This is a genomic window from Photobacterium salinisoli (assembly GCF_003614885.1).
Lineage (GTDB): Bacteria > Pseudomonadota > Gammaproteobacteria > Enterobacterales > Vibrionaceae > Photobacterium > Photobacterium salinisoli.
On record NZ_QZMS01000011.1, the window covers coordinates 1,312,733 to 1,337,234 of the forward strand.

General features: G+C 48.5%; 19 protein-coding genes and 1 pseudogene. 14 read left to right on the forward strand and 6 right to left on the reverse strand.

Going from position 1 to position 24,502, the window contains the following annotated elements:
• Nucleotides 1–59 precede the first annotated feature (59 nt).
• Nucleotides 60–2,777: an HTH-type transcriptional regulator MalT gene (malT, locus tag D6M16_RS17215; RefSeq protein ID WP_120513032.1), complete on the reverse strand. Its 2,718-nt coding sequence runs from the start codon at nt 2,775–2,777 to the stop codon at nt 60–62.
• A gap of 388 nt (nt 2,778–3,165) precedes the next feature.
• Here malT and D6M16_RS17220 point away from each other — a divergent pair, with 388 nt between their 5' ends.
• From D6M16_RS17220 to glgB, 3 genes and pseudogenes are all read left to right on the forward strand, one after another.
• Nucleotides 3,166–5,625, forward strand: a complete 2,460-nt coding sequence (locus D6M16_RS17220; RefSeq protein WP_120513033.1) for a glycogen/starch/alpha-glucan phosphorylase — start codon at nt 3,166–3,168, stop codon at nt 5,623–5,625.
• A 103-nt stretch (nt 5,626–5,728) separates the two neighbouring features.
• Nucleotides 5,729–7,912 (forward strand): 4-alpha-glucanotransferase, encoded by a 2,184-nt coding sequence (gene malQ / locus D6M16_RS17225; RefSeq protein ID WP_120513034.1) that lies wholly within the window; start codon nt 5,729–5,731, stop codon nt 7,910–7,912.
• Nucleotides 7,913–7,963: 51 nt separating this feature from the next.
• A pseudogene (glgB, locus tag D6M16_RS17230) lies at nt 7,964–9,832 on the forward strand (1,4-alpha-glucan branching protein GlgB); the annotation flags it as partial.
• A gap of 35 nt (nt 9,833–9,867) precedes the next feature.
• Here glgB and D6M16_RS17235 read toward each other — a convergent pair.
• A complete protein-coding gene (locus D6M16_RS17235) occupies nt 9,868–10,386 on the reverse strand; it encodes an RNA methyltransferase (protein ID WP_120513035.1) in 519 nt (172 codons plus the stop codon).
• Between the two features lie 121 nt (nt 10,387–10,507).
• On the opposite strand from D6M16_RS17235, the gene D6M16_RS17240 reads away from it, so the two are divergent.
• The 8 genes from D6M16_RS17240 (at nt 10,508) to D6M16_RS17280 (ending at nt 15,931) form a co-directional block, all read left to right on the forward strand.
• Nucleotides 10,508–11,017 (forward strand): hypothetical protein, encoded by a 510-nt coding sequence (locus D6M16_RS17240; protein WP_120513036.1) that lies wholly within the window; start codon nt 10,508–10,510, stop codon nt 11,015–11,017.
• A gap of 500 nt (nt 11,018–11,517) precedes the next feature.
• Nucleotides 11,518–12,072 (forward strand): hypothetical protein, encoded by a 555-nt coding sequence (locus D6M16_RS17245; RefSeq protein WP_120513037.1) that lies wholly within the window; start codon nt 11,518–11,520, stop codon nt 12,070–12,072.
• Nucleotides 12,073–12,241: 169 nt separating this feature from the next.
• Nucleotides 12,242–13,102, forward strand: coding sequence for a hypothetical protein (locus tag D6M16_RS17255; protein ID WP_120513038.1), 861 nt, complete (start codon nt 12,242–12,244; stop codon nt 13,100–13,102).
• Between the two features lie 133 nt (nt 13,103–13,235).
• Nucleotides 13,236–13,691 carry a hypothetical protein gene (locus tag D6M16_RS17260; RefSeq protein ID WP_120513039.1) on the forward strand — a complete coding sequence of 152 codons (456 nt, stop codon included), beginning with the start codon at nt 13,236–13,238 and terminating at the stop codon, nt 13,689–13,691.
• Nucleotides 13,692–13,900: 209 nt separating this feature from the next.
• Complete coding sequence (locus tag D6M16_RS17265; RefSeq protein WP_162941095.1) at nt 13,901–14,380, forward strand: GNAT family N-acetyltransferase; 480 nt, start codon at nt 13,901–13,903, stop codon at nt 14,378–14,380.
• Between the two features lie 243 nt (nt 14,381–14,623).
• On the forward strand, nt 14,624–14,881 hold the full coding sequence (locus D6M16_RS17270; protein ID WP_046221374.1) for a type II toxin-antitoxin system Phd/YefM family antitoxin: 258 nt from the start codon (nt 14,624–14,626) through the stop codon (nt 14,879–14,881).
• Nucleotides 14,869–15,168: a type II toxin-antitoxin system RelE/ParE family toxin gene (locus tag D6M16_RS17275; protein WP_120513041.1), complete on the forward strand. Its 300-nt coding sequence runs from the start codon at nt 14,869–14,871 to the stop codon at nt 15,166–15,168. Before D6M16_RS17270 ends, D6M16_RS17275 begins: the two co-directional genes overlap by 13 nt.
• 211 nt (nt 15,169–15,379) lie before the next feature.
• Nucleotides 15,380–15,931, forward strand: coding sequence for an AAA family ATPase (locus D6M16_RS17280; RefSeq protein ID WP_120513042.1), 552 nt, complete (start codon nt 15,380–15,382; stop codon nt 15,929–15,931).
• Nucleotides 15,932–16,819: 888 nt separating this feature from the next.
• Here the strand turns inward: D6M16_RS17280 and D6M16_RS17285 are convergent.
• Entirely contained in the window at nt 16,820–17,188 is a 369-nt protein-coding gene (locus D6M16_RS17285) for a hypothetical protein (protein WP_120513043.1), read from the reverse strand.
• 289 nt (nt 17,189–17,477) lie between these two features.
• On the opposite strand from D6M16_RS17285, the gene D6M16_RS17290 reads away from it, so the two are divergent.
• Entirely contained in the window at nt 17,478–18,698 is a 1,221-nt protein-coding gene (locus tag D6M16_RS17290) for an autotransporter outer membrane beta-barrel domain-containing protein (RefSeq protein WP_120513044.1), read from the forward strand.
• A gap of 95 nt (nt 18,699–18,793) precedes the next feature.
• On the opposite strand, the gene D6M16_RS17295 is transcribed toward D6M16_RS17290, so the two are convergent.
• Nucleotides 18,794–19,693, reverse strand: coding sequence for a LysR family transcriptional regulator (locus D6M16_RS17295; RefSeq protein WP_120513045.1), 900 nt, complete (start codon nt 19,691–19,693; stop codon nt 18,794–18,796).
• 108 nt (nt 19,694–19,801) lie between these two features.
• On the opposite strand from D6M16_RS17295, the gene D6M16_RS17300 reads away from it, so the two are divergent.
• Both D6M16_RS17300 and D6M16_RS17305 read left to right on the forward strand, forming a co-directional pair.
• Entirely contained in the window at nt 19,802–20,659 is an 858-nt protein-coding gene (locus D6M16_RS17300) for a TauD/TfdA dioxygenase family protein (RefSeq protein ID WP_120513046.1), read from the forward strand.
• 88 nt (nt 20,660–20,747) lie between these two features.
• Entirely contained in the window at nt 20,748–21,557 is an 810-nt protein-coding gene (locus D6M16_RS17305; protein WP_120513047.1) for a TSUP family transporter, read from the forward strand.
• A gap of 121 nt (nt 21,558–21,678) precedes the next feature.
• Here D6M16_RS17305 and dbpA read toward each other — a convergent pair whose 3' ends face one another.
• Both dbpA and D6M16_RS17315 read right to left on the reverse strand, forming a co-directional pair.
• Nucleotides 21,679–23,055 carry an ATP-dependent RNA helicase DbpA gene (gene dbpA, locus D6M16_RS17310; protein ID WP_120513240.1) on the reverse strand — a complete coding sequence of 459 codons (1,377 nt, stop codon included), beginning with the start codon at nt 23,053–23,055 and terminating at the stop codon, nt 21,679–21,681.
• A 267-nt stretch (nt 23,056–23,322) separates the two neighbouring features.
• Complete coding sequence (locus tag D6M16_RS17315; protein WP_120513048.1) at nt 23,323–24,366, reverse strand: hypothetical protein; 1,044 nt, start codon at nt 24,364–24,366, stop codon at nt 23,323–23,325.
• Nucleotides 24,367–24,502: the final 136 nt, after the last annotated feature.

A 24,502-nucleotide genomic window follows, 5' to 3' on the forward strand; every position in this document is an offset into this window, starting at 1 on the left:
TTAAAGAGCGGGGATGAGTGAAGGGGGAGGAGAGCCTCCCCCTGTTCGGTACCGGATCATCAAGATGCCTGGTAACCCATCAGGCTAAGCAGTTCCTGAGCAGTTTCAATGGCTTCGCTACGGTTGGCGATATTGAGTTTCTGATACAAATTACGAATGTGGGTTTTTATCGTCGTGGCAGCGACATCCAGTTCAGAAGCAATCTGCTCGTTGCTGTAACCGGTATAAATTAATCCCAGCACTTGCCATTCCCTTTGTGTCAGCGGACTGGTTCTTATCAGTTCGGGCAAGTCAGGTAAATTGAGCAACTTTTCGACAAAGGCTTCATCAAAATGAACCAGCCGATGGCGTTCTTTACTGTTCATTTCACGCAGCAACTGACGCGCTCTGTGTTGCGACAACTCGTTTAATAATTTTTCATCAATCAGTTCTTGCAGTAAGTCCTGAATTTCTTCCGCAACAATCAGGAAGTTACCGACCATGCCTGTGCTATTGGTCAGCCGCAGTGCCTCAGCAAGATGGGTTAACGCAGCTTTGCGGTCTCCTGCTTTTTTTCTGATCACAGCCTGGAGGATCAGGTTACGGTTTCTGTCGGTGACCAGTTGATGCTTATCGCAACTGTCCAGCAGCATGCTGAGAATATTCTGAGCCTGGTCAATCTGACCCAGTATCAGGTGCGCCATAGCCAGATTGCGCCATTGCTGCTGCTGGAAATGGTTGCAGGCCCCTTCCGGCTGCTCTGCTTGCGACAACCAGTGGCGGACACTCTCCAGCTCATTGGTGCGCTGCCAGTAAAGCAGATTAGCGACATCGGTATTTGCACGCCAGTCTATGTGGAACTCAGCCGTTTCCATCAGATCATTGCAGCGTTGAAGATAACGGGCAGCTTTGTCCTGTTCACCCCGGGTGATAGCAATCCGGGCCAGCATAGAATAAGCCTGCAGGGATTTAGTGTCATCATAGGGGGCCAGTACATCCAGGCTTTTCAATGCGGCTTCTTCTGCTTCATCCAGCCGGTTCCAGCACCAGAGTATCTGCGATTTCAGGCGCAGCAGAAATTCATGCATGGGAACTTGCTGTAATTGCTGCTCACGGACTAGTTTGAATCCTTGTTCCAACAGCTCAAAGGCGGGTTGTACAGAGCCTTGCGCCAGCAGTATTTCACTTTGCTGCAATAAGGCCCAGAGTGCCTGATGATACACATGGTATTGACGCGCCATCTTTTCAGTCTGCTGCATCATAGGAAGCGCACGGCTCAGATTGCCAAGACAGTGATGGACTTCGCCTACCACAGAGGTGGCGACGATGCGGCTGCGATAGGTGTTAGCCGGCAATTGTCCCAGTGCCTGCTCAGAAAGCAGTAAGGCTTCCTCCGGTTTGCCTTGATTAATCGCCACCTGCGCACGTAGCGCATTGAATTCGCCCTGAAGTGCATCATTAAAACTGATGTTATTACTTAGCATTTCTGCTTCAGACTCAGCAATCAGATCGCCCACTTCGTTATACCTGTGCTGGCTTTGAACCAGCCAGAGTCTGAGCAGGATCAGGCGCGGGCTGCTAAAGAGTAAGCTGCGATCTAACGTCGCGATGCATTCTTCCAGCAGTTTGAGTTCACCGTGATGAAACATACTCCAGCCATGATCGCTGAGAATAGAGACCATCAGCGGCTGATTGTTGCTTTTTCGCACGTGGTAAAGCGCTTGATGCGGGCTGCTTTGATTGAGCCAGGCTTTCGCCGCTTTGTTATGCAAATCCTTCCGCTGTTCAGGGATGTGCGAGTGGCGTTTGTGGCGCAGAAATTCGGCAAATAAGTGATGGAATCTGTACCAGTTATCAGCCCCTTCCAGCGGGGTGATAAAGAGTCCGTAGCGGTTCAGGTACTCCAGTTTAACCAATGCATCGCTGCGTCCGGTTAAATCAATCACCAGTTCGGCGTTAAACATATCCAATACAGAGCATTGCAGCAGGAAGGCTCGGGTGTCTTCATCGAGCAGGTCGAAAACCTCTTCGGCCAGATAGTCCCAAAGGTGGCTGCGGTTAAAGTTGGCCAGAGACAGCGCTGACTCAATCAGATGATTCGGTTTTTGCTGCGCATGAAGAGCAATCAGCTGCAAGGCAGACGGCCAGCCTTCCACCTGAGCACGAAGGCTGCTAAGTGCACTGGTTTCGATCTCATTGGCAACACGTTTACTGAAAAACCGTGCGGTTTCTTCTTCATCAAAGGCTAACCATTCATGGTCCACTTCAATTAACAAGTCCCTGACCCTCAGGTTTGCTGTTCCCAATGGCGGCAGACTGCGGCTCGTAACGACCAGAGTCAGTTCATCCGGCATGTTTTTCAGGAAGAAGCGCATACCGTCGTGAATGTCTTCGTTGTTGATGACATGATAGTCATCCAGCACCAGATAGGTCTGGTGCGGATAATCTTGCAGTTCGGCAAACAATTCACTGAACAGGGTACTGAGGCAGGCGAACTGACGGCGCTCAGCCATCGCCCTGGTTTTCAGACAGGCATCCTTTGTCGCCTTATTGAGCGCCTGTAACAGGTAATTCGCGAAGCGGAAGGTGTCATTATCACTGTCATCAAGGTTAATCCAACCTGTATGCGGATGCTCATTCAGCCATTGGGAAGCCATGGTGGTTTTGCCATAGCCCGCCGGAGAACGGAAAAGTACCAGGCGGTACGAGGGCGCCTGGTGCAACAGGTCCAGTAACCTGGGACGCATAATCGCATTGTGTAACCGTCCGGGACGGGTAAGCTTTGAAGGTATCCACATAATTCTGATTAATCTTTATTGTCATGAATGATTGTGCAGGCGCATTCATCATTACCCGAGTTACTCACTAAATCATCAGTTGTTGTGCCTCTCAACCCCGGAAATAAGGGGTGGGTCACACTTTGGCAACAAGCGCAGTTATTTTTATCACTTCCCTGTACAAGCGCATTGCCAACGATATTTGTGATAAACATCAGAACTGCAGTAGGGGAACAACAAAAAAGTCAGCGGCTTGTCACACAATTCTCGCGAACTGATCACTACGCCCTCATGCTCCTCCCTCTACCTGCCCGGCATGGGATGATGTTTTTCCAGTACCGCGCAGGCAGCATTAGCCTCAACAGTTTTTCATTTTCTACAATTACAACCCGACAGCGAGAAACGAATGATGCAAACGCAAACCAAGATGCCTTCCTTTGATAAGGCGGCTTTTCAGGCTTCGGTTGAGCAACATCTTCTGGTTACTTATGCCCAGACACCTGCAACAGCGACGTCACGTCACTGGTATCTGGCCATGAGCCGTGCACTGGCAGAGATAAGCACAGGCAACCTTATTGATACCGAGCAGCAGTTATCTGCCCAATCCTGCCGCAGTGTGAATTATCTCTCACTGGAGTTTTTGATTGGTCGCCTGACCGGTAATAATCTGATCAGCCTGGGCTTGTATGACCAGGTTTCCGGTGCCATGGCTGCGCTTGGTCAGAACCTGACAGATTTACTGGAAGAAGAACGCGATCCTGCACTTGGCAATGGCGGACTGGGCCGGTTGGCGGCATGTTTTATGGACTCACTGGCCGCGCAGGAATTTCCGGCTGTGGGTTATGGTTTGCACTATGAGTACGGGTTGTTCAGGCAATCTTTTGATCATGGCCGCCAGATGGAAGCCCCGGATGCGTGGCGTGGTCAGGAAGGGTATCCCTGGGAAGTCTTGCGTCCTGAGCTGAACCAGCAGGTTGGTTTGTATGGCCATGTGGAGGTTTATACCGATGAAGCTGGCGCAGAACGTCGCCGCTGGGTACCTGGTATGCACGTAGATGGCATCGCCTGGGATCTGCCGATTATCGGGTATCAGAATAACAGCGTTTATCCTTTGCGCTTGTGGGAATGCCGTGCCCCGGCACCGTTTGATCTGGCGCTGTTTAACGACGGTGACTATATCGGAGCGCAACATGCGGCGATTCAAGCCGGCAATGTCACCAAAGTGCTGTACCCGAATGACAACCATGAGCAGGGTAAAACCTTGCGCCTGATGCAGCAGTATTTCCACTGCGCCTGCTCGGTGGCCGATATTCTGCGTCGTCATCTGGCGGCAGGTCATGCGATTGAAGATCTGGCCAAACTGGAAACGATTCAGCTTAACGATACCCATCCGACTATCGCGATTCCTGAGTTAATGCGCATTCTGCTCGATGAGCACTTCATGAGCTGGGACGATGCCTGGTCTGTCTGTAACTCAGTTTTTGCCTATACCAACCACACTTTGTTGCCGGAAGCGCTGGAAACCTGGAGCGAATCACTGATCGCTAATCTGTTACCGCGTCACTTAGAGATTATCTTTGAGATCAACCACAGGTTTATGGATCTGGTCGAGGCGAAATGGCCGGGCAATGATGAGGTGAAACGCAAGCTGTCTGTGATTCAGGAAGGCAACGAGCGTATGGTGCGCATGGCTAACCTGTGTGTGATTGGCGGCTATGCCGTGAATGGTGTGGCTGCACTGCACTCGGAGCTGGTCAAGCGTGACCTTTTCCCTGAGTTCGATGCACTGTATCCGGGTAAACTTCAGAATGTCACGAACGGTGTTACCCCGCGGCGCTGGCTGAAGTTCTGTAATCCGGCGCTGAGCTCACTGATCGATGAAAAAATTGGCACAGACTGGCCTGCTAAACTGGAACAGTTATCGTCACTGGCTGACTTTGCAGATGACGCTGATTTCCAGCAACGTTTCATGGCCGTGAAGAAGGCCAACAAACAGCGCCTGGCCGATTGGGTGGCCGACAACATGGGTATTGAGCTTAGTACTGACGCCATCTTCGATGTACAGATCAAACGACTTCATGAATATAAGCGCCAGCACCTGAACCTGATACATATTTTGTCGCTCTATCACCGCCTGCTCAATGATCCAAAATTTGATATGCAGCCGCGCGTATTCATCTTTGCAGCCAAAGCGGCGCCGGGTTATGCGCTGGCGAAAGACATCATTTTTGCCATCAATAAAGTGGCAGACAAAGTGAACAATGATCCTCGTCTTGGTGGCAAACTGAAAGTGGTCTTCATTCCTGATTACCGTGTCAGCCTGGCGGAGATCATCATCCCGGCAGCGGATGTGTCTGAACAAATTTCGACGGCCGGTAAGGAAGCCTCTGGTACCGGAAATATGAAACTGGCCCTGAACGGTGCGCTGACTGTCGGCACCATGGACGGCGCCAATGTTGAGATCCGGGAAGAAGTCGGTGATGACAATATCTTTATCTTCGGCTTGCTGGTGGATGAGGTGATGGAACTGGTTCAGAAAGGTTATCAGCCATACCGTTACTACGAGTCAGACAGCTTGCTGAAAGCCTCACTGGATCTGTTACTGGGCGATACCTTTACACCGGGTGAGCCTGACGCATTAGCGGGCATTCGACACAATCTGCTGGAAGGTGGTGATCCGTATCTGGTGCTGGCCGATTTCGCAGACTACGTAACGGCTCAGGAACGTATTGACCATGCCTACCGGGATAAAGCCGGTTGGGCGCGAAAAGCGATACTCAATACCGCGCTGGTCGGTAAGTTCAGCTCAGACCGCAGTATTCGCGACTATGTTGAGAACATTTGGCAACTAAAAGCGGTCAAACGCTGATATTTTTGCCGGGGCTGGTTAGTCCCGGCGTTATTGTAAGTAGTGACATAGGCTGAACTTGTGGGAGAGACAGTCAGCCTTCACCGTGTCACGGAGAAGAAGAATGAGAACAGAAAAGGTTGTGAAAGAGATTGCCAGACAGGCCGGGCTGGCTGACAGCTATATAAGCGCCTGGGGCGAAGAAACATCAGTGAGTACTGAAACACTGATCCGGTTACTGAGCGCACTGGGTTACGACACCAGCAGTGATCAGGCGCTGGAATCCTCAGCGGCCAGATTACAGCCGAGAGAAGTGCTTGCCCCGGTAAAAGTGGTACGCCGCGGCGAACCTGTGCATATTGAACTGACTTTGGGGCGCAGTGCCCGTATCAGCGATTTCAGCTGGCGGCTCGAAACGGAGCAGGGCGACGTCATGGAAGGCTGGTTGCAGTCGCAGTTGGTGGCTGATGAGCGTGAGCAGGGCGAGGGGATGACGTTTGCGCTGCCTGAGCTGGCGCTGGGTTATCACAAGCTTGAAATTTTCCGTAAACGCCGTCAGTCACCGTATGAGATGACACTGATAGTCACACCAACGGCCTGTTACAAGCAGCCGGCGCTGGAAAAGGGCAAAAAACTCTGGGGAGCCAGTGTCCAGCTGTATTCAGTACGGACCGGTCATAACTGGGGGATCGGTGATTTTGGCGATCTCAAGCACCTGGTCTCTGATATTGCATCCCGTGGCGGCGATTTTGTCGGCCTGAACCCGATCCATTCTTTGTTTCCGGCCAATCCGGAAGGCGCAAGCCCGTACAGCCCGTCTTCCCGCCGATGGCTCAACATTATCTACATTGATGTGTGCTCGGTACCGGAATTTGCACAATGTGATGATGCGTTGCAATTAGTGGGCAGTGAAGCTTTCCAGCAGCGCCTGGCAGCGGCCCGTGACAGCAACTGGGTGAACTACAGCGAAGTGGCATGTCTGAAAATGATTGTGTTGCCCATGCTGTTTCACACCTTTCAGCAACGTCATCTGTCATCACTGACCGCCCGTGGCCGACAGTTCCTTGATTTCGTTGAAACTGGCGGTGAGAGCCTGTTGCACCAGGCCGCGTTTGATGCACTGCATGCCGAGCTGAAAGCTCAGGACGATCAAATCTGGGGCTGGCCGGTTTTCCCTGAGCAGTATCGTCACTTCGATAACGCCGCGGTAAAGCAGTTCATCGCCGCACATCCAGAGCAGGTTCAGCTGTATATGTACCTCCAGTGGCTGGCAGATACCCAGCTGGCTGAAGCTCAGCAACTTGCCGAAGAGAAAGGCATGGTCATGGGACTTTACCGGGATCTGGCCGTTGGAGTGTGCGATTCCGGCGCAGAAACCTGGGCCGATCATGATGCCCTATGTCAGGGTGTCAGTGTCGGCGCACCGCCGGATATTCTGGGCCCGCTGGGGCAGAACTGGGGATTGCCGCCGTTTAACCCGCAGGCTTTGCGCAAAACGGCCTATCAGCCGTTCATTGCACTGCTGCGTGCCAATATGCGCCATTGCGGAGCCTTGCGTATCGATCATGTATTGGGTCTGCTTCGCTTGTGGTGGATCCCAAAAGGTGAGTCTGCCAAACAAGGCGCCTATATGTACTATCCGGTCGATGATCTGATGGCCATTCTCGCGCTGGAAAGTCATCGTCATCAGTGTACCGTCATTGGTGAAGACCTGGGCACAGTGCCGGATGAAATCGTCGATAAACTGGCGAGCGCCGGGATTCACTCTTATAAGGTTTTTTTCTTCGAAACCGCTGAAGACGGTGGCTATTATTCGCCGTCGCACTATACCGCTCAGTCTATGTCAGCCTTGTGTACGCACGATATGCCGACATTAAGAGGCTTCTGGCATTGCGACGATCTCAAGCTCGGCCGTGAGCTGGGTTTATACCCGGATGAACAGCAGCTTCAGGGATTGTTCGACAGCCGTGCCGAAAGCAAACAGCGTATTCTGGACAGCGTCAACTGGCATGGCTTCCTGCCGCAAAATGTCGGCCGTGACGCGCAGTATGTTCCGATGGATCGCAATCTGGCCGAAGCATTGCAGTTGCATCTTGCGGCCGGTTCCAGTGCATTGCTGAGCCTGCAACTGGAAGACTGGCTGGAAATGGATAAGCCGGTCAATATTCCGGGCACAGTGGATGAATATCCGAACTGGCGACGCAAGCTGGCGGTGAATCTTGAAGATCTGTTCAACCGTCAGGACATAGTGGATCTGACGAAACGGCTGACGGATGTACGCCGCCAGGCGGCTGAGAAGCAGGAGTAAAGCGTGAGCGCCGGACGTGTAAACACCCAAGACTGGTTGCCGGATCTGGCTGAACTGGCTCACCCTTCGAGCCAGTATCACCATATGGGCGCACAGCGGTTAACCGTTGAAACCGGCGGCTCACTGATCGCCGGTGTGCGTTTTCTGGTGTATGCGCCGAATGCCTCGGCAGTGAGCGTGGTGGGGGATTTCAACCACTGGGACAGCCGTGCCCATCCGTTATCCGCGCTGGAGCAAGGCTACTGGGGCTGTTTTGTCGAGGGTCTGTCCACCGGTGAGCGCTATAAATTTGCACTGCGTGATCACACGGGTAACAGCCTGCCTCATAAGGCCGATCCCTGGGGCTATCAGGCCGAGCAGTATCCGTCGTTTGCGTCAAAAGTGTATGACCACAGCCATTATCGCTGGCAGGATGAACACTGGCAGCAGCGTCAGGTGACAGCTAAACACGAACAGCCGCTTTCTATTTACGAGCTGCATCTTGGTTCGTGGCGGCGGCAGGCATCCGGTGAAAGCCTGAGCTACCGGCAGTTGGCGGCAGAGTTGATCCCCTATCTGACGGGCATGGGGTACACCCATGTTGAACTGATGCCGGTGGCTGAACATCCTTTTTATGGTTCCTGGGGCTATCAGCCTGTGGGATTGTTTGCCCCGACAAGCCGCTATGGCTCGCCCGATGATTTCAAATTTTTCATCGACCAATGCCATCAGGCCGGATTAGGCGTGATTCTGGACTGGGTGCCGGCGCATTTCCCGGCCGACGATCACGGCCTGGCCTTTTTTGACGGTACAGCCCTGTTTCACGATCCGGATCCGCGTCGCGGCTGGCATCAGGACTGGCAAAGCTATATCTACGATTACGGTCGTGAGCACGTGCGCCGTTTTCTGGTCGCCAATGCCCTTTACTGGTTTGAGCATTTCCATATCGACGGCCTGCGGGTCGATGCCGTGGCATCCATGCTGTATCTGGATTATTCACGCCAGCCAGGAGAGTGGATACCCAATGCCGAAGGCGGCAATATCAATCATGATGCAGCCAGTTTATTGCGCTGGATGAATGAAGAAGTGTACCGCCTGTATCCCAATGCCATGACGATTGCGGAAGAGTCGACAAGTTTTCCCGGCGTCTCACGGCCAACCTATGAGGGCGGACTGGGGTTTGGGTTCAAATGGAATATGGGCTGGATGCACGACAGCCTGAGCTATATCCGCCAGGATCCGATTCACAGACAGTACCATCACGATACGCTGACGTTTCCCTTGGTATACGCTTTTAGCGAGAACTACGTGCTCTCGCTGTCACATGACGAAGTCGTGTATGGCAAAGGCTCGCTGCTCAATAAAATGCCGGGCGATGAATGGCAGCAAACGGCCAATCTTCGCGCCTATATGGCGTATATGTACGGCCAGCCGGGAAAAAAACTGAACTTTATGGGAGCAGAAATCGCCCAGAGTGCGGAGTGGAATCACGATGGCGTGCTGGAATGGCATTACCTGCAGTATGACCGCCATATCGGGGTGCAGCGCTTAGTGCGGGCGTTAAATACCTTGTATCAATCGACCCCGGCGTTGTATGAACTGGACTGTGATGCATCCGGCTTTGCCTGGTGCGTGCAGAATGATGCCTCACGCAGTGTGATCGCGCATGAGCGTTTCGCCCGCAATGGTGACAAGGTGCTGGTGGTCAGTAATTTCACGCCTGTGCCCCGGCAAAGTTACCCTATTCCGGTGCCGCAATCAGGTCAGTACCGGTTAATGCTCAACAGTGATGATAGTCAGTACTGGGGGAGTGGAATGCCGGTAGAACAAACGGTAAATACCGTCTGGGATGAGGAATCTGGCACTGAAGTGATGGTGATTGACCTGCCGCCGCTGTCGACCTTGTTCTGGCAATTTATGCCCGGTCAGGCGGTGCGATGAAACAGAAAGGGCCATTTGATGGCCCTTTTTTTACGTCAAACGCAGCCTTTGACGACCAGCTTGTTTTTGTTGTCCCGGTTCGAGACGATTTGCTGATGGTCATCAATAGCACCCAGTGTTTTGGCTAACCTGTCATACAAGACCACATTGACGGTCGCTGCCAGATTCATGCAGCCATTGGTGGGTACATACACAACATGATCGGCTTTATCGACAACCTCTTGTGGCAGTGAACTGTCCTCCGGGCCAAACACATACACAGCGTTTTCAGGATGGGTAAAACGGGGCAATGCCGTCGCGCCCACCACCAATTCGACACACACGATTTCTACGTCACTGGCTAACCCGGCGGTGAGATCGTTCATCTCAACCAATTCAATGCGCTCATGGCTGTTGTGGGTATCGGTGTGAAATTTTGCCGCGCGGTTATAGCGGTTACCGTTATAGCGCACCTGTGTCGCGTCATAGCAGCCTGCGGCACGCATTACTGCGCCAACATTCGTCGGGCTTTTGGGGTTGTACAGTCCAATAATGACCGTTGACTGTGTTGTCATTGTGTTTGATCTACTTATGTATTGCTTTAAGGCTAGAGTGCGGAACTCGCGAGTGGGGGGATTATGGCTCTAATGCAGCAGAAGTGCTATTGCGGGGTAACATTTTTTGGGATTCGTGAGTATGTCGCGCTTGAGTCTGGTGGTTCTCTTGGCATGGTGCAAATGCGCGCCAGACACTCTTTGTGGGGACAAAGAGTGCCCAGAAAGCCTTTTTTGTTCTTTGGTGTTGGCCGGGGCGGTTGTAGGCGCTCCCGGCGCAGACAACCTAAAAATTCGTCCTGAATTTTTCCCTGGGGGAGTGGGTTTCTGTTGGTTTTTTGTGGTGTTGTGGCTGTGGATTTTGGTACGGCTGTGGTATGTCGCGCTTGAGTCTGGTGGTTCTTTTAGCATGGTGCAATGCGCGCCAGACACTCTTTGTGGGGACAAAGAGTGCCCAGAAAGCCCTTTTTGTTCTCTGGTGTTGGCCGGGGCGGTTGTAGGCGCTCCCGGCGCCGACAACCTAAAAATTCGTCCTGAATTTTTCCCCTGGGGGAGTGGGTTTCAGTTGGTTTTTTGGGTGTTGTGGCTGTCGATTTTGGTACGGCTGAGGTATGTCGCGCTTGAGTCTGGTGGTTCTTTTGGCATGGTGTGATGCGCGCCAGACACTCTTTGTGGGGACAAAGAGTGCCCAGAAAGCCCTTTTTGTTCTTTGGTGTTGGCCGGGGCGGTTGTAGGCGCTCCCGGCGCCGACAACCTAAAAATTCGTCCTGAATTTTTCCCTGGGGGAGAGGCAAGCCTCGAACTTCTCATTTCTGCTTTTATAACACACGCCAAAATCTATTTAAAATAGTTGCAATTCAATACCTTACTGTCATTCCCGCGCAGGCGGGAATCCATGCGGCAAGTGCAATTCTATGGCTTCTCTGTACTGGGTAAGTGACTGATGTCGCTTTTCTCACAAGCGTATGCGTCGCTGATTTTTGGGGTAAGTCATGAAATATAAAAAAACAAATAATATCAATTGGGTAGTATCAGGCGATTGAGTAAGATATACGACATGATGTCGTGTATCTTACTGATATATTTACCTGGTTAAGTGCGGTTGGTTTAATATAAACAGATACTTAAGTGGCTTTTGATTGAAAGAGTTATATGACAGAGTTATACGACATGGTGTCGTTGAATAAAATGTTAGCTGTTACAGGAGAATATCAGTTGGATTGGCTAGATAAATATCAAGATTATGATTCCCCTGATAAAAGAGAGGCATTCTTTCGAGGTCATGTTGTTGATCTTCATAATGATGGTATGTTGTTCTCTGGAGGATTAGATCCATTTATCTTGCAAGAAATTGAAGGTAGTTTTGTTCAAGGAAATTTTGTTGCCTGTATCTTATTATCTCAACTTGTAGTTGAACATTGTTTAGCAAACTGTTTTGTCTTAACTGAGTATGAATATGTATGCACAAAAGGTTTCGCTCAGTTAATCATCAAAGCTCGTGAAACTGAATTAATTGATGAATCTATGCAATCAAAACTTACAGAGCTTCGATTAATGCGAAATCCTTATGTCCATCCTCGTTTTGGTGATGGCAAAGGTACCATCATTCGCCGAGTTATAGACAATGGGTTCAATTACAACGAGCTACCTGTCCATGATGGTATTGAAGCGATAAAAATATTGGGTGATTTTATCAACAACAGCTAACAAACGCTTCAAGAGGGACAGCCAACGCATGGCATTTTTATCATGCGTTGGTTTTTAGTGGTTACGGTGTTATGCGGAAAGTTAGTAGTAGCGTTGTCTGCCCCTTAAGCGGGCGTTATGTTGTTTTATTCGTTTAGAGCAAGTGTCAAATTCATAAATGAGAGGTTTTATGGTTCGGGTTTATAACGCAGATAGGGCCGGTACAAAAAACCATAGTTTTATCATGAAGCATTTAGGTGTCTCTCCTGTTGCAGCTGCAGAGAGAATTGAGGGGATGTTTGCTCATCAAAGTATGTGTTCTCTGAACTCTGATTGTTCTGTAAATACGTATGACTTAATGGGACGTGTAATCAGCCGTCAACCTCTTTTAGCGCATCTGCATGAATTTTGTAACTATGCAAAAACTTTCGAGATTTCTGAATATTCATTAAAAATTAATAGCCCATTAAGGCTGGTTGATTTGTGGGAGGACGATCCTATAGGTAGTGCAGGTCCAAACGTAGTTGATGCGAATGAGTTGACTCCGTCGTTGCAAAAACAAGTCAAGGAGCTATTCACACCATTTTCAGACGTTATTTATCCGCACCATATTTCTAGAGCATTCTCTCTGAAAGATATCAAAGGAATAAAGCGTAATTTTTCTAGTAACAAGTTATTTGCAAGTGAGCTAAAAAAAAGAAAAGAACGTTCAAAAGCTATTGGTGAAGATTTTAATCAATCTCAGTATCAAGAGATTATTTGGCTCGATTTCACTTTCAAATTAAAAAATTGGGCATTAAGAAATGGCTTTGACTCGTTTGTTTATGCAAATCATAAAGAGGGTAATGGCGAGGATACATATGTTACGTTGCTACCTAACCAAGCTAGATACTCCGGAACATCACTTGAGTTCAATGAAGAAAAGTATCTAGCTGAAATGCCAAAAGAAATAAGTGAAATGATACGTAACATGGGAAATAAGCCCCTACATATTGCTAATCATGTTCTTTGGGCACAGAAAGACCCTATGTGCTTTTGGCAGTGTCGCTAACAAACAACATAACAAACGACTATGGCGTCAATCGTTAAAATCATGCTGATTTTTCATTTCATCGTTGGGTTTCGTGTTTATGGTGGTATGGTTAGGTTTCGAAGTATCGTTGCTCACACCTTAATGAGGCTACATGGACTCCCCCGGTTGTCAACAACAGCTTCAGGTAATGCAAGGTTTGGGACTGCCGCTCTACATTCGGTATGTTATTGGTTTTCACATCATGAACCTAGTGAAATTATGCGGTTGGGGTTCCTCTTTCGTTAGCTGTCAAGATTCAAATAAGGATATGAGTTTGATTAGAAACATAATAGATTTCTACAATGAAAGAAAACGTACTTACTTTGAAGATTTGAATGACTGGGCTCTAGCATTCGGTAGGGTGATTAGCTTTTTGGTCGCAGGCTATTTCGGACTTGTGTTGAGTGGCATTGTTCCGAATTTCGTAAAAATTATTAATCAAAGTTCAATTACTAAAGAGGCAATCGTTATTGGTTTGTTGTTGGTTTTTTATGGTTTAATCTTTTGGTTCTTCGGTTGCATTGCAGCCAGATGCCATTCGTTAATATATGAACGCTGGTTTCGATGATCTGCTAACAAATAATGATAAGTGTCGCGTAGCTGACACGTTATCCGGGTGTTGGGCAAGCCCGAAGTGGCATTATTAAGGACGTAACTTTGTTGATCGCCGGAGGGCGGCGATGCGGGCTGTTTTTATCAGGCACAGTAAGCACCTAAGCTATCATATGAATAATATTTTTATTGGTACATCTGGTTCATTAAAATATAGGAATATTTGTGATATTAAAGCAAGTGAGTAAGGAGAACTGTCTTGATCTTCTCTCCATTTTTATTGAGCTTGAAAATTACTATTTCGGGGATAAAGCAGCGTCCGAGAGCGAATTGGTTAACTACTTATGTCAGCAAGTGTTTTCAGAGCACTCTGGTGTGAAAGTGGTTGCGGCCTTTGATAACGATAAAGTTGTTGGTTTCGCGACCTATGCGATGATGTTTCCCGCGCCAAAACTCTCTGGCCAGATGTACATGAAAGATCTGTTTGTATCTGCTTCAGCACGCGGTAAGGGTGTTGGCTTGACGTTGATGAGACACCTGGCTTCAATTGCGGTGAGCCATGATTGTCAGCGACTGGATTGGACGGCAGAGCGTACGAATCCGGCAGCAGGAAAATTCTATGTCTCTATCGGAGCCAGATTGGTCCAGGAGAAAGAGTATTACCGTTTTGAAGGCAACGCGTTGAGCGACTTTGCAGAGTCCTGATTACAACGGCTTCGAACGACCGTGAAAATGTGACGCTTTCCAGACATGATCATTTAAATAACATAAAAATCATGATTTTAAATAGATTGTGGGATGACGGATTCCTCAAAATTCTGAATCAGAATTATCTGATTATGGCTGAGACTGCAGAGGGAGTTCGTACCATTCATTCGTCTGTATCGAACTTGCTATACTCCAAGTGATAGAATAGTATCACTTTTGCCTTTTCATGGAGTGGCTTGAATGAAAGTTGAACTGGTTACATCACTGAAGCGCCAAGCGACGAAGATCCTTGCTGATCTTCATGAAACAAAAGAGCCTGTGCTGATTACTGAGCACGGTAAGCCGTCAGCTTACCTCGTTGATGTTGATGATTATGAATTTATGCAAAATCGTTTAGCAATCCTTGAAGGGATCGCTCGAGGAGAGCGCGCATTAGCGGACGGTAAGACTGTGAGTCATGATGGAGCGAAGGACAGAATGTCAAAATGGCTGAAATAGTCTGGACGGAACCAGCGTTATCTGATCTTAACGAGATTGCTGAATATATAGCCCTTGAAAATACTGTCGCTGCCAAAGAACTGGTTCAAACCATTTTTGCAAAAGTTGAACGCCTGGAAAACTTCCCGGTATCAGGACGTGTACCGCCTGAACTGGATTATTTAAATTACCGTGAAATCGTGATTAATCCCTGCCGCATTTTTTGCAAGTATGAGGCTGAAAAAGTGTATATCTTGTTTGTCATGCGAGTAGAAAGAGACTTACGCCGCTTCTTATTAAGAAAGTAATATTGGGTGTGAAACTGGGAAGTATCTTTAAGGGTTTAGGACGGATGATTGTCTGTGAATCAACATCTGGCATCGCTGATTCTCGCCGTGGATACTGGAGTAATCTTAGGCTAAATCGGGGCCATCGGTGAGCCTGGAATCAGACATATTCAAGCCAGAAACTCGTGAGAAGGCAGTCCATGTCATTCGTTAGCCGTTTTGGGAGGTTTTTTTGAATAATAGGGTCGTTTTTACGGGTGGCCCTGGCTCAGGGAAAACCTCAGTGATTAAGTTTTTAGAGCAATTGGGGTACTCAAGCGCTACAGAAGTTGGCCGTAAGGTCATTCAAACACAGATTGAGCGGAATGGGGTCGCTTTACCCTGGAAAGATAAAGTGGCATTTCGTGATGCAATGGTTCTTGAAGAACTGAACAACTACAAAGTACACGGTGATTCAGTTTTGACCTTCTTTGATCGGAGTATCATCGATTCATATGGTTATAGTCAGCTTGAACAAATAGCCGTTTCAGAGCTCTTGTTAAGAAGTTGTCGCGAACTGACTTATCACAAAAATGTGTTTATTTTCCCACCTTGGGAAACAATCTATAAAAATGATATCGAGCGTAAACAAGATTTTAATGAAGCGGTTGCGACCTATCATGAAATGGTGAACGCATACAAAAAGTTCGGTTATGAACTGATTGAAGTTCCAAAGCTTTCAGTTCGAGAAAGAGCTGAATTTATCCTTGAGGTTTGTTCTCATAGCGTTCAGAAGCCAATTTAAGTTTGGTGTTCATCTTTGTGTCATTTTGGCACACAAACGATCAAAATTTCATGCTTCAATTAATTAAATTGAATCTGAGAGATTCGGCACAAGATATTTAAATAGTGTCTACCTAACAACGAGTTCGAAATACAATTTTTTGAAAAACGAGGGGAAAATTCAGGACGAATTTTCAGGTTGTCGGCGCCGGGAGCGCCTACAACCATCCCGGACAACCCCAAAGAACCCAAAGGCATTTCTGGTTACGCTTTGTGCCAGCAAAGAGTAACTGGCGCGCGTCACACAATGCTGAGAGATACACCAAACTCAAGCGCGACATACTTTCCGTCTTACCTGAAATCGCTTGTTTATCGTCTGCGCCACATTGATGTGATTCACTTCTCCCAGGGGAAAATTCAGGGCGAATTTTCAGGTTGTCGGCGCCTGGAGCGCCTACAACCGTCCCGGCCAACATCAAAGAATAAAAAGGCATTTCTGGTTACGCTTTGTGCCAGCAAAGAGTAACTGGCGCGCGTCGTACGCAGTTGAGAGAAGCACCAAACTTAAGCGCGACATACTTTCCGTCTTACCTGAAATCGCTTGTTTATCGTCTGCGCCACATTGATGTGATTCACTTCCCCAAGGGGAAAATTCAGGACGAATTTTCAGGTTGTCGGCGCCGGGAGCGCCTACAACCGTCCCGGCCAACATCAAAGAATAAAAAGGCATTTCTGGTTACGCTTTGTGCCAGCAAAGAGTAACTGGCGCGCATGCTACGCAGTTGAGAGAAGCACTGAACTCAAGCGCGACAAACCAACAACACTACTGAAATTACACTCATTGTTGTGCTCACTTATTATCGTCATGGGACTGACAGACAAAGCGTTTTTATCTAAGCGAAAATGATCCTCAACCCGCCGGCACTGGCGGCGCTTTCAAATCCAACGTTTCTAACGGGTTAGGGCAATACTGCCGGGTCTTCTCCATCACCTGTTTTTGCAGAGTTTTATCTGCATCTATATCTGGATACTGTTTTCTGAGATCTTCCATACACCTCTGTGTGGCTTCCATCATTTTGGTGAGCTCATCTTTGGAATTCATCAGGCTGGAAAGGTCATTACCTTTATCGGTTTTCACCGCCTGTAACGCTTTCTCAAGTTCTGCATAGGGCTGCGCGAGGCAGCCGCAGACATCTTTTGCAGCCTGTTCCAGATCATCGGCCTGCACAGGAAGGGCTGTCAGGGAGGCGATAAACAAGGGGGCTATCAGGAATTTCATTTCTACCACCTGGCATGTCCATAAAAAAAGAAAAAAAGTTTAGCGCTGTCTGTCAGCAGCAGTGTCAGAAAAGTAAATAGCCTGACTTCAACGAGTTGCTCAAGGATGTTGTACCAATTACATACTGAGGCGTAATACTTCGAATCGCAAAAAAATCGTAGTGTTATTTTTGCGACACTGCTCAAAATTTCACCTCCCTATACTCAAGAGGAAAGCATTTGAGACGATGTATTAGATACGTCTAATAAAGGCGTACGGATAACATGAAGCGTGTAGTTTAGGGGGCTGTATGAATAGCGCACATCGGTGTCGCGGTGTCGGGTTGTCTGTCGTTGTTATGGCAGTCACCTTACCATCATTTACATGGGCAGACAGCGGTAAATTCAGTTTGGTCAGTTCGGTATCTGATGAGGTGATTGATTCTTTATCGTCAATGGCCAACGATGTCAGGGTGGATAAACCCAGTAAGAAAGAATCCCTTCATCCAGCCGTCAGTCTTAATGCTTCATCTTATGCGCTATACCCCGGTGATGTCAGCACACGAACAAGCAGTGTCCGGGAAGACAGCCGTCTTCGCTCATTCAGCTCTTCATACTTTGGCAGTGATTACACCAATGCATCGTATTTCGAAAATTCGCAGAGTGGTTTGGGCACTTATATGCGTGTCGATCGCTCGCAAACGCAGTTTCATTTCAAATCGTCCCCGGTTGATCGCACCGTACCTGCAAATAACAGTTATTCAGTCACCATGGGTGGGGATTATCTTCTGAATAATAATTATCTGTTTGGTCTAGCACTGGGCATGCCGTCATACCGAACATCGGGTGCTGATAATGAAAGCAGCAGTGGCGTCGAAGGCTTGGTCGCATCTGGCTATTTCAGTTACTTCGAAAACGAATGGTTTCTCGATTTTTCCGCCAGTTATGCTCTGATAGACAAAGACATGAAACGTCAGGTCAACATGTATACTGATCCTGTGGTCAGTAGCATGGATGATGCCGATTCCGACGTGTGGGTGTTTACTCTGGGCGGTGGCTATGTGATTGATTACCCCTACGCAACCATTGCGCTGGAAAGTTCGGTGCAGTACACCTTGTCAGATCAGGACCGATACAACGAAAGGCTGTCGAAAGGCAATTCAAATTATGTGATTTCACAGGTTGATGATGTCAGTAGTCTGGAAGGCACCACCTTTATTACTGGCGCATCAATTTCAAAACCCTTTAGAACCAGCTTAGGGCTTTTTCAGCCCTATGTGAAAAGCTACCTGCATTATGACTATCAGTTCGACTCAGAACGCATTATCAGTCAGTTCAGATCCGGCTATAACAGCAGTAACCTGCCTGTGATCACTCAGTCTGACGATCAATTTTACGGTCGGTTTCACGCTGGTGTGTCTGGCGCCTTTAATGACAAATGGATCGGCTATGCTGAAGCGAGTACGCTGGTCGGGCTAAATGACATGAATCCTACTTTATACAGCATGGGTGTGATCATCCCGTTTAAATAAAGGTTGGGCGACAGGGCGGTTGCAGACCGGATAACTCCCAGGGCATTTACCTTAATGCAGCACATTTTTTTCATAGCATTCATAGCGGATTTGCCTTACCAACGCTGGGGCAGATGTGTGCTCAGGTAATCAAGAAACAGACTGAGTTTACGGGATCGCTTACTTTTCTCAGTCGAGACCAATGCCACAATATTGGCATTGGGCAGCAGACAGTCAGTCAGTACCGGGATTAAAAGACCGGCATCAATTTCCTTCCTGACATCCCATTCGGAGCGCTGAATAATACCATAACCATCCAAAGCCCATTGTTTGGCGACCTGGCCGACATTACAAGACAACTTAGGCTCGATGCGGATACTGAGCGTTTGATTCGACGAAAGGTTGAATTTCCACATGGTGACATCTTCATCATTCTCTTTCAGGGCAATACACGAATGGTGATGAAGATCTTCTGGTGTTTTCAGCGGCGGTGCGGAAGCAAGGTAGCCGGGTGAGGCGAGAAGATAGCGTTTGTTTTCAGCCAGGTGAATACATCGCAGCGATGAATCTTTTAACCGGCCGATATAGATCATGACATCCGGTTTAATAGGGTGCGACCAGCTGGGTTTGTCGGTAAGCGTCAAATCAATAATCAGGTTGGGGTACTGATTCTGAAACCTGGCAATCAGTGGCGCAATATGGGTTGTGCCAAATCCCAGCGGAGCAAGAACGTTCAGTTTGCCTTCAATCATAGACTGATTCGACAGGAGATCATTTTGAAGTGCTTCGAGTGCCAGCAGTATCTCTCTGCCTTCTCGTGCAAGCTTTTTTCCTTCCTGCGTCAGCTTGGTGGTTCTGAGATTTCTGTCTACCAGGGTGACGGACATTTTCCGTTCTAATGCCTGCAGACGCTGGGTGACACTGGGGGGCGTCACATTGAGTTTTCTGGCGGCAGCCGCCAGAGAAGGGCTGTCTGCAATGACACTGAAAAATTCAATATCCTGAGAATTTATCATTAAGCTAAATCTTAATATGGCAATAAATAATGATTAATTTAACTTAATATGCAACCTTGTTACAACTATGTCCGCTCCTTCTAACTGATTAAGAGTGGAATAATTACAATGACTCGTCTTGACGTAACAGTTGCTTCATTGGCTAGTGAAGCGAAGCCCCTGGCTCCAAGCTTTGGCCTGGAGTTTACCAATAAACAACTCGCTACTTTACTCTCTGAGCAGTTCGACGAACTGTACTCGACATTGATTCGGCACAAGTTACTCATTTTCCGCAAGCAGGACACATCGCCTCAGCAACTGATGCAGATTGCGAAACGGCTCGGTGACGTGCAGCGCTACCCGTTTTCCAGCGGCATTGAAGGCTTCCCGGAAATTGTCGAAATCCGAAAAGAACCTGAGCAGAAAAATGTGTTCAGTGGTGTGTGGCATGTCGATTCCACATATTTGGATTGTCCTCCTGATTTCACTTTACTGGCGGCGAAACAGACGCCGGAAGTCGGGGGAGATACCGTCTTTTCAGATGCTCAGAAAGCGTTTGCCGCTTTGTCGGAAGGGATGCAGAAATTCCTGTTGTCTGAAAAAGCGGAATTCATTTCAAATAAAATTCAGGAAGCCGGTAACAAAGCGCCGCATCTGGTGAATTTTACAGATATCGCAATGGCTAACACCTACTTTAGTGCCTCACATTTTGCTGCCAAGCGACATGAAGAATCAGGGATCCCTGGGATCTACGTGAACGCTGAGCACACCAGCCGTTTTACATCGATGTCAGCGGAAGAGAGTGCACCTATTCTAGATTATCTCTTTAGCCATATTACCCGCGATGAGTTCACGGCCAGAGTACGGTGGGAAAACGATACGATTGTATTGTGGGATAACCGTGGCCTTCAGCATCATGCCGTGAACGATTATTACGGCCAGTTACGCGTGATGCACCGTATCATTGTCCGTTCGGCAATGCGTTAAACAACATACATGTGCAGCGCCCGACCATCGGTTGCAGCGCTGTACATGTTGTTGATGAATGAAGTAGTTGAAAAAGAAAGGAAAAAATATGTTGGAATCCCTAGCCTTTGTTCCCTCAGACAGCGTATTAATCATGCTGTTCTGTGCGGCATTTATTGCCGGTATTGTCGATGCTATTGCAGGTGGAGGCGGTTTAATTACGGTTCCGAGCCTCTTGCTGGCAGGTGTGCCACCGCTGACGGCGCTTGGTACCAACCGCTTGCAGGCTGTTATTGGTGAACTGACGTCTTTTGTGACCTATTTGTGGCACAGAGAAGTGAACCTCACCGGCCTGCTTCTTGGCATGATAGCAACGGCAATAGGCGCAACGGCGGGTTCTTTTGCTGTCAGTTTGTTCCCGGCTGATATTCTTAGAGCGCTGCTGCCCATATTGATGGTTGCTATTACTGTGTATTCCATTTTGTCTAAACGCTTAAAGAATGTCGTTGCGCAGCAGGCGAAGGTGTCCTCCCGAACTTTTATGCTGTCTATGGGGCTGATCATTGGTTTCTATAATGGTTTCTTCGGGCCGGGCACAGGGGCGATCTGGATGATTGCATTTGCCATTTTACTGGGATACACGATCAAGCAGGCCAGTATTGCCACTAAACCGTTAAACCTGATGGGTAACCTGGTGTCGCTGATTTTCTTTATCTCTATCAGCAGTGTGAATTATCAGATCGGACTGGTAATGGGCGTTGCCCAGGTGCTGGGGTCTGTGCTGGGCAGTAAAGTGGTGATTCGTAATGGCGACAGGGTCGTGCGCCCGATCTTTATTACTGTCACTTTATTGATGACGGTTAAACTGATTTACGAAACAGGGACAGGGCCTGTGCTTGCTTTCGTTACCGGGCACTGATCGCCTAACGGAAATAGATCCTGAAAAAACGGACCGTCACAGTGAGTGACGGTCCGTTTTTCATGCTTTAGGGCCTGATGACTGAGTCAGCAGTTAACGGTCAGCCGATTAGCGTCAAGAATCAGCGTAAAGCTCTGGCCCGGTAAGAGCGGCTTTTGATTTTATCGCTGGTGATTTTAGCGAGCGCTTTTTTCATGACTTTTCTGTCAACGGCCACATAAGCGCGAAAATCGGTAATATGGATCTTTCCGACTTGTGTACCTTCAATCCCGTTATTGCCGGTCAGTGCGCCCAGAATGTCGCCAGGGCGCAGTTTTTGCTTCTTGCCGCCATCAATCTGGATAGTGACCATGGCAGGCGCCGTCGGCGTATTATTCAGTAAAGTGGCTGGTGGCAATGGATCGCTGGTGATCTCACGTTCAAAATGATCAGCCAGCAAAGCCATCTTGTAGCCATCTTTTTCGCCATAGAAGGTGTACGCGTTACCCTGACTGCCAGCACGGCCTGTTCGGCCGATACGGTGAATATACACCTCGGTATCGTGGGCCATATGGTAGTTAAAGACAGCATCCAGGGCATCAATATCCAGTCCGCGGGCGGCAACGTCTGTGGCAACCAGAATACAGGCACTCTTATTGGCAAATTGCAGCAGCGTCTGATCTCTGTCCCTTTGTTCCAGATCGCCGTGCAGCGCTAACACGCTGAAACCCGCATCGGCCAGATCATCTGCGACTTGCTGTGTTTCGCGCTTGGTATTACAGAATACCACGGCGCTTTCCGGTTGCTTGTCCAGCAGCAGCAGACGCAGTGCCTGCATACGCTCTTTGTTGTCTTCCAAACGGAAAAAAGACTGTGCAATCGTGCTTTTTTCATGGGTAGAGGCGACTTTCACTATCACAGGTTTGTGCAGGATCTGCTCTGCGACAGACTGGATCTGTTTTGGAAAGGTTGCACTGAACAGCAGGGTCTGCCGTTGTTGCGGAGCTTGTTCAATGATGGCATCCAGTGCGGGCTGGAAACCCATTTCCAGCATGCGATCAGCTTCATCAAGCACCAGCATATTCAGATTGCTCAGGCTTAGGCGTCCACGCTCTAAGTGATCGAGCACGCGACCAGGCGTACCGACGATAATATGGGCACCATGCTCCAGAGAGCCGATTTGACGGCCCATAGGCACACCACCACACAATGTCAGCACCTTGATGTTGTGAATACCACGAGCCAGAGTACGGATGTCCTGCGCGACCTGATCGGCCAGTTCGCGGGTAGGGCACAGCACCAGTGACTGGACTCGAAAACGTTTTACATCCAGTTTGTTCAGCAGGCCTAATCCAAAAGCGGCGGTCTTACCTGAACCGGTTTTACCCTGGCCGATAACATCGCTACCGCTCAGTATTGAAGGCAGGCTTTGTGCCTGAATCGGGGTCATAGCTGTAAAACCTATGGTGGCGAGGTTTTCCAACAGTTCAGGCTTTAATGACAGTGCAGAAAAAAGCAACGGGTTATCGTTCGACGGTGTCGAAGCAATGTCGGCATGGCTCAAGGTATGTGTCCTGTGATAAGTGGTTAATATGACTAACCACGAAGAAATAGAGGGTTAGCACGATCTGCCATTAAAGCTAGCTGTGTTCATGATAAACGTCGAACCGGGCTTATCGGCATAATGGGCGCTATTGTACCAACCCAGACTGTGCTTCGCCTTAACTATTCGTTCTGGTACGGATTTGTTACACACTGGCTTTGTGTGGTTTACCCTGCCGTAACATCAGGGGCGGGGAATGCTGCGGTAAAGCTGATTAAACTGGCGGTTCTTGGTGAAATACAGTTCTATTTCGGCCAGAAGGCCAGGATTGGCTTTGTAGTCGAATTCTTCTTGAAAATTGACTGTGGGTGTTAACTTCATATACAGCCAGTTTTTGTGCAGCCGACGCTGCCAACTGAAAGCCAGCCAGGCGTTTTCAACCGCGAGTTCGGGGCGACTGTTCGCACTCACGCCAATGGTATAAGTGAAAAGATTACGGCTGCTGACTCTGTCATAAATTTCAGCAATGTTTACGAATTGCCAGTTATTGTCATCATCGAGAAACTGTGCGCTTGTGCCTGCTCTGAGAATGGTCAGCTCTGTGGGATCGACAGCGTAAAAGAAGTCAGCAGATGTGACACTGCCGGGGCCTCTGCTGTGGAAATAAAAAAATTCCTGTTGCAATAAGGCTGTCCAGCCTTCGCCGAGTTTATCCACACGCCGGAAATGTGCCCGGGTAAAAGGATCCAGTGGCAGACGTAATTTCAGGCCGACATCAAAATCGGCATACCACTCGCCAACCTGACGGCTTTCAAGCCGAACGCCGCCAATAGCGCCGCGATTACCTGTTCGGGTTGTTTCCACCAGTCCGCGTTCTTTGTCTTCCAGGCTTTCGAAATCTTCAGGATCAGTTTCAAAGATTAGTTTCCAGTCTTTTTCGGTGTGAGGAAGATCCATCCGCAGCGATATGCTCGAATCAAATTCAAAGTATTCCCTGTGTGAGTAGTTGGGTTGAATGCGAATGCGAAGGTAGCTTTCATTGACCATAGGTTCTTCATCATCTTCCAGACTGAGAAAGTGGTCGATATTGGAGCTCATATCGATAATGGTTTCTGACAGCGATGTTTGAGTTTCTTCCAGCCAGCCTGAAAAAATGATGTCTTCCGGACCGTCTTCGATAAGCAACCGGGGATCGGCCTCCGGTGGGTCATTTGCCAGGCATACCACGGGCAATGCAAGCCAGATGACTGGTGCAAACAGGGTGCTGAAAAGTAGCCGACATCTCATTTAAGCCCTCGAAACCGAATGCTAACAAATTGAAACTCAAGCCATTTGAGTATAGCCATCAGGTACAGGGCGAAGCCATTTAATATTAAGAATTAAAAATTCGAAGATCATCTAAGTTTTGTAAGTAACAAATGAA